Source organism: Gracilibacillus massiliensis (assembly GCF_001458115.1).
Lineage (GTDB): Bacteria > Bacillota > Bacilli > Bacillales > Amphibacillaceae > Gracilibacillus > Gracilibacillus massiliensis.
This window is the reverse complement of record NZ_CZRP01000011.1, coordinates 271770-283844: the sequence shown is the minus strand read 5'-3', so window position 1 is coordinate 283844 and position 12075 is coordinate 271770. Positions and strand designations below refer to the sequence as shown.

The window sequence follows — 12075 nt, the reverse complement described above, 5'->3', positions numbered from 1 at the left end:
TACAAGATACCTGCCATTACTTAAATCTTTGATAAATTCATAATCACTTTGAACCTCTCATGACTAAAATCACTAGATTCTTGGGAAGAGAGTCTACTTGCTCATTTTTTGTCCACTAAGCAGCGGTTTCTCTTATTTACCAAGCTAGCCCCGTAGTTCCTACGGTTCTTCGTTTTCTTGATTATTCCAATGTATAGAGTCTTAGACCTTCATTTCGTATATTATTACTCGCATTGATATCACGGTCATGATGGGCATGACAAGCAGGACACATCCACTTACGTATGCCGAGTGATTTCTTGCCATCTCGATGACCACATTCAGAACAGATTTGACTAGATGGATACCATTGATCCACCTTGATGATGGCACGACCATACCATTCCGCTTTGTACTGTAATTTCGCAACAAAGCTAGACCAGGATACGTCTGAGATACTTTTCGCTAGTTTGTGATTACGCAACATACCTTTTGTGTGTAAGTCTTCCATACAGATCACATCGTGGTTTTTGATGATTGCTGTGGAGAGCTTATTTAGAAAGTCGTTGCGTTGATTTGTTACTTTTTCATGTAAGCAGGCCACTTTTCGTTTTTGTTTTTGATAGTTTTTCGCTTCCAGTAGGCTAACACCGTTCTTTTTAGCGACTAATGCTCGTCTGGACAATTTTCGCTGCTCACGTTTTAGTTTCGCTTCCATTTTGGTTGTAAACCGATGATTGTCTACTTTATGTCCATCCGAAAAAACTGCGAAATCTGTGATGCCTAGGTCCAGCCCTATTGCCGAATCTGTTTTGGGTAATTCGTGGATGTCTTCTTCGCAAAGAATCGACACAAAAAAACGACCACTAGCCTGTTTGCGAATGGTTGCTTTGACAATACGTCCTTGAGGTTCTTGACTTTTTGCACATTTGACGAAACCAAGTTTGGGTAATTTAATCGACTTGTCTAAAATAGCAATGTTGTTATTCGTGAAGTGTGTCGTATAACTTTGAATAGGATTCTTTTTGCTTTTAAAATGTGGCTTATCATTTTGGTGGGAGAAAAAACGTGTGAAAGAATCTGCGAGGTTTCGAAGCGCATTTTGAAGAGAAAACTTGTCTACTTCACGAAGCCATTCTGTATCAGGTTGTCTTTTTAAATCGGTTAACAACTTGGAACATGCGGAATACGTTAGTCCTTTTCCCGTATCTGCATAGGACATATTCCATTGATCCAAAAAATGATTATAGACAAATCTGGAACAGCCAATTGTCTTCATGATCAGAATCGCTTGTTCGTTGGTTGGATAGATTCTATATTTATAGACTTTGTGTCGTAGCACCGTCTTCTCCTCCATTCTTTTTCAGATGATGAATGTACGCTCATTCTTCATGATTAGCTCCTACAGAAAAGTTCCTCTACCATAGTATAACATCTTTTTATCACAAACGCACGTTCGTAACCTATATTATCTTTCTTTTATGTGAAAAGCGTGTCGGTTGATAAGCATCGTTAAAACGATGCCTCAACCGAAGCTTGCTTACTCACGACTGAAGGCACTAGTTTGCGCAAGCCATGTCATCAAGTACTCCTAGCAAAAAAGAAGCTCAGACATAAAAGTCTTTTTTAACTTTTAACACGAACGATGCCATATCTATTATGGCGTAATATCAGAAAACTGTGCAACAATTGATTTGGAAATTTTGACATGATGTATCTGCTTAGCAATCGCTACGGCTTGTCCGCTTCTCTTTCCGTGGGCAGCCGGAGCGAGCGCATGTTTATCATACAATACATTTCAAAATTATCACTTTGGCTAATACATACACATCTGTAATTGCGCAGTTTCTTCCTACTACGCAAAGAAATCCAAACGATCGAAATATATTCGAATCGTTTGGATTTCTTAATGACACAATTCTTTTCTCCAAGCGTCTTTAATCTTCCATCATTTTTTTTCGATCATTTTCTTCTGTTAAGAAGTTCATAAACGTATGGATTCCCATTCGCGGTTGCGATTTAATTAAGGAAATGTAATCCTTTTTCTTATAATCGTTAATGACATCACTTTTTTTAATTCTCGTTACCATATGCTCCATCTCTAACTCTTTTATTTTCCTTTTTATATGTTTCGATTCTTTATATAAGGCTAAACCAACTGCTGCCATGAGCGCATAGACTACTGCAATTGCAAACATTCCATTGGAGAAACCACCAAAGAATAAGAAAAAGATTAAGTTAAAAAGCGAGATAAATAGTAATGGAACGGCAAACATCATATATTTTGTATTCTTCTTGATTAATGGATTAATTTTCTGAAACAACTTTTCTAATTCTAATTTCATAAATGACGGTAATTCTTTAGAGATAAAAGAAAACATATTGAAAACCTCCTTATTTAGAGTTATTCCCATATCACATAGTTTGAAAACCAATTAAAAATTTATTCTTACTATACCTATATTATATGTTTGATGAAAAGAGAACGTCAAAATCTTTGCTTTTGAAAAGTATCATACTTTATCATAAAGGTGGAGGTGTTCACATGAGAATAGCATTTCTTTCAGATATTCACGGAAATGCCGAAGCACTTGAAAAAGTAATCGAAGATATTAAAACAAAGCAAGTAGATCGGATTGTTTTGCTCGGGGATATTGCTTACCGAGGGCCAGAACCAGCTAAATCAATTGATCTGATTCGTTCCTTAACTACAGACGTCATTAAAGGCAATGCAGATCAGTGGGTAGTACGAGGCGTTCGTGAAGGCGAAGTGCCGAATCAAGCGATAGACGTCATGCAAAAAGAACAGCAATGGACAAAAAATCAATTAACTGAAGATCAAGTAGCTTATTTAGAGGAATTACCTTCAGAGCTTTCGTTTGAAGCTGATGGCATTAAAATTCATGCTTTTCACGCCACCCCTGATAGTTTATTTGATGTTGTCTTACCGAATGTGTCGGACAATGATCTACTTGGAAAACTGACACAAAAGCAAGAAGCAGACCTTTATTTATATGGTCACATCCATAAAGCCTATCAACGGACGATTGAAGGGAAAACCATCGTCAACTTAGGTAGTGTCGGCCTACCATTTGATGGAATAGCTAAAGCATCGTACGTATTGGTAGACATTACGGAAGGTCAAATCCAGACTAGTCATGTACGATTATCTTATGATATAGAAAAAGTATGTCAACAGTATGTAGATGTAGATTATCCAAATATAGAGAAGATGCAAAACATTATTCGTTCAGGACGAAATTAACTTCTCAAAAAAAAACTGTTCACAGTAATAAGATCTGTGAACAGTTTTTAATTTAAATCCTGTTCTTCCGCATCAGTCTTAATGCATTTAGTACAACGATTAAAGTCGCTCCCATGTCTGCAAAAATGGCCAACCATAGCGTTAACCAACCAGGAATCACTAATAATAACGCTATTACTTTTAAGCTAAGAGCCAAGAAGATATTTTCTTTAATAATTCGTAATGTCTTTTTACTTAAATGAATGGTATCTGGTATTTTAGCAAGATCATCCCCCATTAAGGCGACATCTGCTGTTTCGATTGCCACATCCGTTCCTGCACCACCCATTGCAATTCCAACAGTTGCTTCTGCTAACGCTGGTGCATCATTGACACCATCTCCTACCATCACCACGTTGCCATATTTATTCTTTAATTCTTTAATAGTAGTTAATTTCTCTTCTGGAAAAAGGTCTGCTTTTACTTCCGATAAATCTAATTCTTTTGCAATGTTATTCGCTACACTATGATGATCACCTGTTAACATAATCGCATGTTTGATTCCTTGCTGATATAATCTGTTGATTTGATCCACTACATTTTTTCTCGGTTGATCAGCCACCGCTATAAATCCGATGATTTCATCGGTTGTTCCAACATATAAGATCGTTTTCGTTTCCAAACCTGAGACATCAGGTAAACGAAATCCCGCAAATAACTTCTGATTACCAATTTTGTACCTTATTCCATTGATCGATGCTTCTACTCCTTTGCCAGTATAGGATTGAAATTGTTCCGCTTCAGGTAATGTAATCGATTGTGTTCGCTTGATAATAGCTCTAGCAATCGGATGTTCGGAATAGGACTCTAAAGCCCCAGCAATTGTCAACAATTCTTCTTCTGTTCCTTCTAATACAGTAACATCAGTCACAATAGGCTTTCCTAGAGTTAATGTTCCCGTTTTGTCAAAAGCTATCGCATCCACTTGCGCCAATTCTTCTAAATAGGCGCCACCTTTAATCAATACGCCATTCCTGGCAGCATTACCAATAGCAGTAACAATAGCAACTGGTGTGGAAATGACTAAAGCACACGGACAACCTACCACTAACACGGCCAGACCATTGTAAATCCACGACTCCCAGCTTAAGTTGAATAGAAGTGGTGGAATGACCATAACAAGTACCGCTAATATCATAATAAAAGGTGTATAATACTTAGCAAAACGATCGACAAATTGTTGTGAAGGTGCCTTTTCTGCTTGTGCTTCCTCTACTAAGTGAATAATTTTGGCAATCGTTGTATCTTCACTGGATTTCGTTACTCTGACAACCATTGCTCCTTCTTCATTGATCGATCCAGCAAAAACATTACTTCCTACTGTTTTTTCTACGGCTACAGACTCACCCGTTATCGCTGCTTGATTGACCGAAGACAATCCTTCGATTACTTCGCCATCCATCGCTACTTTTTCACCAGGTTTAACGACCATTGTATCGCCAATAACGACATCTTCTACATCTACTTCCATCCATTCATTTCCACGTTTAATAGTTGCACGATTAGGAGCGAGCTCCAACAACGATTGAATTGAATTTCTTGCTTTATCCATTGAATAGCTTTCCAGTGCTTCACTCAAAGCAAATAAGAAAACAACTACCGCCGCTTCTGCCCATTCTCCGATGATGGCAGCACCAATTACTGCTATCGTCATTAATGTTTTCATATCAAACTGTAATCTTAGTAAATTCTGCATTCCACTCTTAATTAAATCATATCCCCCGATAGCAATAGCGAGTATGAACGTCACAATCGTCAGCCAAAACGATTCTCCAAGCTGGAAAAAGAAAACATAACCAAGCAACACAAACATTAATGATAATGCTGTTAATTGGTTTTCTCCTTTTTGATAAAAGGGAATTTGAGGCTTCTGTTCTTTCTCAGGATAAACCTTGATATGGTCAAAAGCACCTGCTTGTTCCAATTCTTCGATGGTTGTATGTCCATGGACCGTTAATTTAGCTGCTGAAAAATTCAATTCCACATCATCAATATCTTCTAACTTGCGGACGTTTTTTTCAAAAGTTGCAGCGCAATTGGTACAAGATAGGCCTTGCAATCGATATACTTGTTTTTCAGACAATTTTAACACCTTCTTCAGCATGTGTTTTTGCTATTGTTACCAATTGACGAACATGACTGTCTTTCAATGAATAAAAAACTAGTTTCCCTTCCTTACGATACTTGGCTAATCCCATATTCCTCAACATTCTTAAATGATGAGAAGCTGTTGCTGTTGACGATCCAATAATGTTCGCCACGTCACAAACACATAGTTCCTTTTCAAGGGTCAATGCATACGTTATTTTGAGTCTGGTAGCATCTGATAATGCTTTAAATAATAGCTCTACTCCTGATATTTCCTCGATTTTGGGTTGTACGCGATCTATAACAGCCTGATCATAACAATACGTTTCACAGGCATCTTGCTTGTGCTTAGTCAATGGATCCACCTCATTCAAATAATAATTTGATTGTTTGAATATAGTATATCGGAATTTAGACAAATATGAAACCACTATCAGCAAGAAAATTCTAAAAAGGGCTTGCAAATTTCAACACTTCGTTATATAGTTAATTACATGAGTAACTAACCAATTAGGTGGTGAACTAAAATTGACAGAACGACTCAAAGAAGACCAACCAATCTTCCAACAAATAGCCGAAATGATAGAAACGAATATTGTGGAAGGAGAATTACAAGCAAGTGATAAAATACCCTCCACCAATGAATTTGCCAAACATTATCAAATAAACCCAGCAACTGCTGCAAAAGGAATTAACTTGCTCGTTAATCAGGAAATTATATATAAGAAACGAGGGGTCGGTATGTTTGTTTCAGAAAAAGCGCGTGACATCGTCATTAAAAAAAGAAAAGCACAATTTTATGATCAATATGTGCAACCAATGCTAAAAGAAGCTACAAGAATTGAGTTAAGTGAAGAACAATTAACAAAATGGATTAAGGAGGTTTATAATCGTGGAAATTAAAACAAACCATCTAACGAAAAAATATCGAAAAGAAGTGGCACTTGATGATTTATCTTTTCAATTATCAGGAGATAAAATTATTGGGTTATTAGGTAAAAATGGTGCCGGAAAGACTACATTAATGCGGTTATTGGCAGGACATTTTTCACAATCGAATGGAGATCTGTTGATAAATCAAGAATCGCCATTTAATAACTATTCCTTATCAAAAAATATTTGCCTGATCATGGAAAGCAATAACTTTCATGATAAGTTTACCGTAAAAGACATTTTAAAAGTCTCTGCAAAATTTTACCCATATTGGGACCAAGAATATGCAGAAGAATTACGCGAGATTTTTCGTCTCAAACCAAAGAAAAAAGTAAAAACCTTATCTAAAGGGATGTATTCAGCTTTAGGTATTATTGTAGGTTTGGCTAGTAATTCTCCTATTACCATTTTTGATGAGCCTTATATTGGTTTAGATGCAGCGTTTCGTTCCACATTCTATGATTTATTATTGGAATCCTATGAACGAAATCCTCGTTTGATTATACTTTCTACACATTTAATCGATGAAGTAAGTAAATTATTTGAAGAAGTAGTAATCTTACAGGAAGGTAAACTATTACTACATGAATCAGTGGACGACTTAGCCAATAAACATATCTTGCTATCGGGTAACAAGGAAGAAGTAGATCAATTTTCATCCAATAAAAATGTAATCCATGAAACTTCAATGCTTGGACAAAAAACCGTCGTCTTATATGATGAATCAATTACAGATGCAGAAGGTTTGAAGGTTAGTCGGGCAAGTTTACAAGAATTATTTGTCTATTTAACAAAAGAAGAGGTGAATCGACATGCTCGAGCAAATTAAATTAAATTTATATTTCTTTTGGAAAACGTCATGGATGACACTGTTAATTTTTTGGTTGATTTATGCTAGTTTTATCCTATTTATGTTGATAATTACGATTTCATTTGATGGTGGAATTGAAATGATAGGAGTTAATACTTTCCCAAGTATGATTTTCTTTATTATTTTTGGCATTTATTTCTTTAGGGAAACCTTTTCTAATGTGATTAAATTTGGGATTACCCGGATGAGTTACTATGTATCATTAATGATTTATATCGTACTTTTCAGTATACTCATGACCACAATTAGTCAACTGTTTATCCAATTGATCGACTTACTTATTGAAATTTTCAACATTTCCAATTTTACCTTCACTGGAATTGATCTCAACATGATCGAGAACGTATCACAATGGGAGTTCATATTATACGAAGTGTTAATCTATATATTACTATTTCTATTTAGTCTGTTATTAGCTAGTATTTTCTACCGCTTTGGCTTAAAAATAGGTTTCTTAACGTTATTAGTATTCCCTTTGTCATTCGTCTTCAGGGATGTAGCTGAGATAATTTTTGACGCTCTAGGATACTTACTTATTGGCAGTGAAAAATATCAAGCATTTTACTTTTTGATACCGTACCTAGTTCTTGCTTTAATATTGCTACTACTGACGAAGAGATTAAGTGTGGTCGATCAGGTAACATATAAATAATTTACAAATAACAGTAGGTGGAGAATTCTCCATCTACTGTACTATACATTGCCTTTTTGATTTATATTAGAAAGGTGATCTGTTTGATTATAACGATTAATTTTCCAAGACTCTTCCAACCATTCAATATGCGTAATACAACCATTTACTAATGTTGTTTTACCTGATCCAATCTCCCCTTCAGAGTAAAGAGATAAAATCATATTGATCACAGCACCATGAGCAACGAGTAATACCTTTTTGCCCGTATACTGTTGGTGAATTCTATTTAAGCCAGCTACTAATCTTGTAGAAAGTTCTTCTTTGCCTTCCTGATTAGGATAGCTTCCATCGGGGAAGTAACGTAACCGCTCTTCTACAGTCATTCCTTCAGCATCTCCAAAGCCTCGTTCACGGAATTCGTCCATTTCGATCATCGAAAGATTCAAGTACTGATCAATAATGGTAGCCGTCTGTTTCGCTCTTTGGAGTGGACTACTAATCAGAAGATCCCAATCTGTATCTTGTAAAAATTGACCACATTCGTCCGCTTGTAACTTTCCATTTTCATTGAGCGGGATATCTGTTTGACCTTGGATTCTACCTTCTGCGTTCCAATCTGTTTCACCATGTCTAACTAAACAAACCGTTGTCATATTGAGCCCTCCTTATTCGTGAATTTCCTCAAAAAACTGTTCTAGATATTGAAGCATAAATTGATGACGTTCCTTTGCTAATTTACGTCCGGTGTCTGTATTCATCAAATCTTTTAATTTTAATAGTTTTTCATAAAAATGATGGATAGCACTCGATTTTTCATTTCGATACTGCTCTTTGCTCATCTCTTCCCTTACTTCAATATCCGGATCATAGATAGGTTGACCTTTTTGACCAGAAAAAAGAAAACATCTGGCAATACCAACAGCACCGATTGCATCTAGGCGATCTGCATCCTGAACAACTTTTCCCTCAATTGTTCTTAAAGGTATACCATTACCACCTTTAAATGACATGTGTTTAATAATCGATATGATATGTTGTATATCTTCTTCCATTACTTTTTGAGATTCCAGCCAGTTTTGAATCGTTGCTAATCCTTGTTCTTCACTTTCTACTACTTTATCATCAGCTAAATCGTGTAACAATGCAGCAATGGTTACAATAAATAGATTTGCGTTTTCTTCTTTTGCTAGTTTCCTGGCAGTCTTGGTCACCCTTTCGATATGGTACCAATCATGACCTGACTTTTCGTTTAGTAATTGCTCACGCACCATCTCTTCGGTATGTAATATTATATTCTCTTGCTCCATTCGATCACCACTTCAACAAATTTTTATTTAATTAAAAAACCACAACGGTTATGCTGTGGTTAGTCTAGGCCTGGAAAGCCTTGTTGCTTCATGACATCGTAGACAACAATTGCTGCTGTATTAGACAAGTTCAATGATCGAACCTTATCGGTCATTTGCAGACGAAGACAACGATCTTCTTTTCCTGTTAATAAATCCTTCGGTATACCATTTGTTTCACGACCAAATACGAAAAATAAATCTTTATCACTATCACTAAAATCAAAATCAGAATAGTATTTAGTACCAAAATTCTCAATATAATAAAACTCACCTTGAGGAAACTTTTGATACATTTCATCTAAAGAATCATAATATTCGATCGAAACATCATGCCAATAATCTAAGCCCGCTCTCCTCAACATTTTATCATCGGTTGAAAAGCCAAGCGGACGAATTAAATGTAAATGCACATTTGTAGCAAGACAAGTTCTTGCAATATTTCCTGTATTCGCCGGAATTTCTGGTTGATATAATACGACATGTACTGCCAATTTCGTTCACCTCAACTATTGCTTACTAACCTAAACATTATACCATATTACAATATTTTTGCACCTGCTTAATCGCCAATTCTAAAAAATCGATACTTGCAATTGGGAGTCCATGCTGCTGAATCCTCATATGTCCAATATCGATGTCTACTATTATTAGTATGTGCGTTAACCAATGGCATATTGGCATCATCTTTGGTTACCACAATCGTTGTATGGTCCCATTTGTCATCACCTTCAAAATCATAACAAATCACATCACCAGGGAGAAGTTGAGTTGGTTCACTTAATTCCTCTCCTTTTAATCCAGAATTAGATCCACTTAAATACCAACGAAAAGCATTAGCAACAGACCAACTGTAACTCCAGTTCGAATTATTGTACCACCATCCCTTCGCTCGATTTGGTGCACCGTGCATCGGCGCGCCACCGGCTCTTAAACATTGTGAAATATAATTGGTACAATCATTATCATCAAAATATTTATAAGCAGGGTTTGCATCATTCCACCATCTTTCGGCATATTGAACTGCAGCTCTGCGATCATACACAAATCGATTTGAATATTCGCCTATAGTCATTTGGTCGAAATCGGGTGTTTCTAACTGCTCTCTTTCCATTAATATATCTTCATTTATCTCTCCGTTAATAATGATGGCTTTTCTATTTTCAGATTCTTCTTCATGATAAAAACTGTGCAGATCTTCAATAAAATAAGTGCGGATCAGACTGTAATAAATCTCTACGCCATTATTCGTCTGTAGAGTTTTTTTCTTTTTCCCAGTTACATGAATCCGTTTAATTGTTTTATCATATTTATGATGCAGGTTTCTTTTTGTTTGAAAAATGTCATCTGCATCATTTGATTTAGCCTTCCAATATAATTCAACTAATTTCCATGTTGACACCTTATCCCCTCCTTTCTTCATGTATATTCGTTAAGTTATTGAAAATCACACGAATTGTGATAACTGTTGCATCGACTAAAATGATTGGCGATAGTTAAATATGTCAAATCGGTTACTTTTTTTACAAAACATTACCTTTATATTAAAATAGCTATTTTTATGATTATTAGGTTTTATCCGGGGTATCAGTAGAGTGAACAAACAACAAGGAGGAATTAACATGATGAAAAAATTCTTATCAATGATAGGTATATCTGCATTAACAGTGGGATTATTGGCAGCTTGTGGTGAAGAGGAGTCACCAGAACCAGTAGAGGAAACACCAACAGAAGAACCAGCACCTGCTGAAGAAGAAGCTCCGATGGAAGAAGAAGCACCAGCTGAGGAAGAAGCACCAACGGAAGAGGAAGCTCCAGCTGACGAAGAGGCTCCTACGGAAGAAGAAGATTCGGATATGGAAGAAGACAGTGAAGAAGATATGGACATGGAAATGGAAGGCGACGTTGAAATGGAAGAGTAAAAATAGTTTATAAAGAGACTAGGACCAAAGCAGTCTCTTTTAGAAAAATCCAGACGATTCAAATCGTTTGGATTTTTTTCGTATTAATCGATCATTAATATATTGTAAAGTTTGTTAAAAATTGTATATAGACGTATCTTTTCTTCTCTATTTATCGTATATATGGGTAGTACAGAAAAAAAGGAGGGATAACAATGATCAAAAAGAAATGGTTTTCTATTTTTGCAGTAGCTGTTCTTTCCATCAGTCTTCTTACAGCTTGTGCAGAAGATGAAGGCGAAGAAGATCAAACAGAAGACACGACAACAGAAGAGACAAACGAAGAATCAGAAGAATAGAAAAACTTGGACTACATACCAAGTTTTGCTACCTAAGAGAATTTCAAATTAAATGAATTAAAATGGAATCCGAATGATTGCAGTCCCATTTGAATGTGCAATCATTCGGATTTTTTAATTACATTCCAAAAATGAATGTGTGCATTATTTCAAAAAAATTTTTTATTTAGATGTTATGGACAATTTCGTCAACAACGTGCTCGATCGGTGCAGTGGCGTCAACTACAATGCCTCTTTTCGGAATGTCTTCTTTCGTTTGTTGCAATCGCGTAATAAGTTCTCGTTCCACCTTTTTGCTACCAAACTCATTTTCAGGTCGCTCTTTAAGCCGCCGGTTCAATGTGTCAATATCGACTTCGAGGACAAAGATAGCGTCAAACAGATCAATAAATTTCAAAAAGTTTCTAGATCCGCCGCAAAAAAATGTGACAGCATCATCCTGGTTGGCAACCAAATTCTTTACTTTATCTACATGCCAAATGTGGTTCTCGTGTGTGGCGCTATCCATAGGTATACCAGTCTCCGGATCACCTTGATATGCCAATTCACGGTCACCATGAATAGCTTGGTAACCGCGTTTCTGTAATTCTTCACAGACCGCAGTTTTTCCAGTGCCGGAAACGCCTTCAATTAGATAATTTCTAATACCCATTGACTGCC

At 36.2% G+C, this 12075-nt stretch carries 15 protein-coding genes; 6 read left to right on the top strand and 9 right to left on the bottom strand.

Features of this window, described 5'->3' with window-relative positions; all coding sequences use genetic code 11:
• Positions 1-181 precede the first annotated feature (181 nt).
• Positions 182-1321 (bottom strand): IS200/IS605 family element RNA-guided endonuclease TnpB, encoded by a 1140-nt coding sequence (gene tnpB / locus BN3107_RS05140; RefSeq protein ID WP_058306553.1) that lies wholly within the window; start codon positions 1319-1321, stop codon positions 182-184.
• Positions 1322-1916: 595 nt separating this feature from the next.
• Entirely contained in the window at positions 1917-2360 is a 444-nt protein-coding gene (locus tag BN3107_RS05135; RefSeq protein WP_058306552.1) for a DUF5392 family protein, read from the bottom strand.
• 164 nt (positions 2361-2524) lie between these two features.
• On the opposite strand from BN3107_RS05135, the gene BN3107_RS05130 reads away from it, so the two are divergent.
• Positions 2525-3244: a metallophosphoesterase family protein gene (locus tag BN3107_RS05130; RefSeq protein WP_058306551.1), complete on the top strand. Its 720-nt coding sequence runs from the start codon at positions 2525-2527 to the stop codon at positions 3242-3244.
• 52 nt (positions 3245-3296) lie between these two features.
• Here BN3107_RS05130 and BN3107_RS05125 read toward each other — a convergent pair whose 3' ends face one another.
• Both BN3107_RS05125 and BN3107_RS05120 read right to left on the bottom strand, forming a co-directional pair.
• The gene (locus BN3107_RS05125; protein WP_058306550.1) at positions 3297-5387 is read right to left on the bottom strand and encodes a heavy metal translocating P-type ATPase; all 2091 of its coding nucleotides are present in this window, start codon (positions 5385-5387) and stop codon (positions 3297-3299) included.
• Positions 5359-5727 carry an ArsR/SmtB family transcription factor gene (locus BN3107_RS05120; protein ID WP_187370999.1) on the bottom strand — a complete coding sequence of 123 codons (369 nt, stop codon included), beginning with the start codon at positions 5725-5727 and terminating at the stop codon, positions 5359-5361. The genes BN3107_RS05125 and BN3107_RS05120 overlap by 29 nt, the downstream gene beginning before the upstream one ends.
• A gap of 172 nt (positions 5728-5899) precedes the next feature.
• Between BN3107_RS05120 and BN3107_RS05115 the strand changes: the two genes are divergently transcribed.
• From BN3107_RS05115 to BN3107_RS05105, 3 genes are read left to right on the top strand one after another with little or no spacing between them, the layout of a single operon-like run.
• On the top strand, positions 5900-6274 hold the full coding sequence (locus tag BN3107_RS05115; protein ID WP_077065051.1) for a GntR family transcriptional regulator: 375 nt from the start codon (positions 5900-5902) through the stop codon (positions 6272-6274).
• Positions 6264-7133, top strand: coding sequence for an ABC transporter ATP-binding protein (locus BN3107_RS05110; protein ID WP_058306549.1), 870 nt, complete (start codon positions 6264-6266; stop codon positions 7131-7133). The genes BN3107_RS05115 and BN3107_RS05110 overlap by 11 nt, the downstream gene beginning before the upstream one ends.
• On the top strand, positions 7117-7827 hold the full coding sequence (locus BN3107_RS05105) for a hypothetical protein (protein WP_058306548.1): 711 nt from the start codon (positions 7117-7119) through the stop codon (positions 7825-7827). The genes BN3107_RS05110 and BN3107_RS05105 overlap by 17 nt, the downstream gene beginning before the upstream one ends.
• A 41-nt stretch (positions 7828-7868) precedes the next feature.
• Here the strand turns inward: BN3107_RS05105 and BN3107_RS05100 are convergent, their stop codons facing one another.
• From BN3107_RS05100 to BN3107_RS05085, 4 genes are all read right to left on the bottom strand, one after another.
• Positions 7869-8462: a histidine phosphatase family protein gene (locus BN3107_RS05100; RefSeq protein ID WP_058306547.1), complete on the bottom strand. Its 594-nt coding sequence runs from the start codon at positions 8460-8462 to the stop codon at positions 7869-7871.
• Between the two features lie 12 nt (positions 8463-8474).
• A complete protein-coding gene (locus tag BN3107_RS05095) occupies positions 8475-9116 on the bottom strand; it encodes an HD domain-containing protein (RefSeq protein ID WP_058306546.1) in 642 nt (213 codons plus the stop codon).
• A 59-nt stretch (positions 9117-9175) separates the two neighbouring features.
• Positions 9176-9649: a tRNA (uridine(34)/cytosine(34)/5-carboxymethylaminomethyluridine(34)-2'-O)-methyltransferase TrmL gene (gene trmL / locus BN3107_RS05090; protein ID WP_058306545.1), complete on the bottom strand. Its 474-nt coding sequence runs from the start codon at positions 9647-9649 to the stop codon at positions 9176-9178.
• 68 nt (positions 9650-9717) lie between these two features.
• Positions 9718-10557 (bottom strand): amidase domain-containing protein, encoded by an 840-nt coding sequence (locus BN3107_RS05085; protein WP_058306544.1) that lies wholly within the window; start codon positions 10555-10557, stop codon positions 9718-9720.
• A 220-nt stretch (positions 10558-10777) separates the two neighbouring features.
• Here BN3107_RS05085 and BN3107_RS05080 point away from each other — a divergent pair, with 220 nt between their 5' ends.
• The gene (locus BN3107_RS05080) at positions 10778-11077 is read left to right on the top strand and encodes a hypothetical protein (protein ID WP_058306543.1); all 300 of its coding nucleotides are present in this window, start codon (positions 10778-10780) and stop codon (positions 11075-11077) included.
• 194 nt (positions 11078-11271) lie between these two features.
• Positions 11272-11415 (top strand): hypothetical protein, encoded by a 144-nt coding sequence (locus BN3107_RS19770; protein WP_156416109.1) that lies wholly within the window; start codon positions 11272-11274, stop codon positions 11413-11415.
• Positions 11416-11581: 166 nt separating this feature from the next.
• Here BN3107_RS19770 and BN3107_RS05075 read toward each other — a convergent pair whose 3' ends face one another.
• Positions 11582-12067 carry an AAA family ATPase gene (locus BN3107_RS05075; protein WP_058306542.1) on the bottom strand — a complete coding sequence of 162 codons (486 nt, stop codon included), beginning with the start codon at positions 12065-12067 and terminating at the stop codon, positions 11582-11584.
• Positions 12068-12075 lie beyond the last annotated feature (8 nt).

Bases quoted from the DNA above. Each gene is read 5' to 3' on its own strand.
- BN3107_RS05130 (WP_058306551.1), top strand. From the start codon at position 2,525: ATGAGAATAGCATTTCTTTCAGATATTCACGGAAATGCCGAAGCACTT.
- BN3107_RS05080 (WP_058306543.1), top strand. From the start codon at position 10,778: ATGATGAAAAAATTCTTATCAATGATAGGTATATCTGCATTAACAGTG.
- BN3107_RS05125 (WP_058306550.1), bottom strand. From the start codon at position 5,387: ATGCTGAAGAAGGTGTTAAAATTGTCTGAAAAACAAGTATATCGATTG.
- BN3107_RS19770 (WP_156416109.1), top strand. From the start codon at position 11,272: ATGATCAAAAAGAAATGGTTTTCTATTTTTGCAGTAGCTGTTCTTTCC.
- BN3107_RS05105 (WP_058306548.1), top strand. From the start codon at position 7,117: ATGCTCGAGCAAATTAAATTAAATTTATATTTCTTTTGGAAAACGTCA.
- BN3107_RS05095 (WP_058306546.1), bottom strand. From the start codon at position 9,116: ATGGAGCAAGAGAATATAATATTACATACCGAAGAGATGGTGCGTGAG.
- BN3107_RS05100 (WP_058306547.1), bottom strand. From the start codon at position 8,462: ATGACAACGGTTTGTTTAGTTAGACATGGTGAAACAGATTGGAACGCA.
- BN3107_RS05075 (WP_058306542.1), bottom strand. From the start codon at position 12,067: ATGGGTATTAGAAATTATCTAATTGAAGGCGTTTCCGGCACTGGAAAA.
- BN3107_RS05135 (WP_058306552.1), bottom strand. From the start codon at position 2,360: ATGTTTTCTTTTATCTCTAAAGAATTACCGTCATTTATGAAATTAGAA.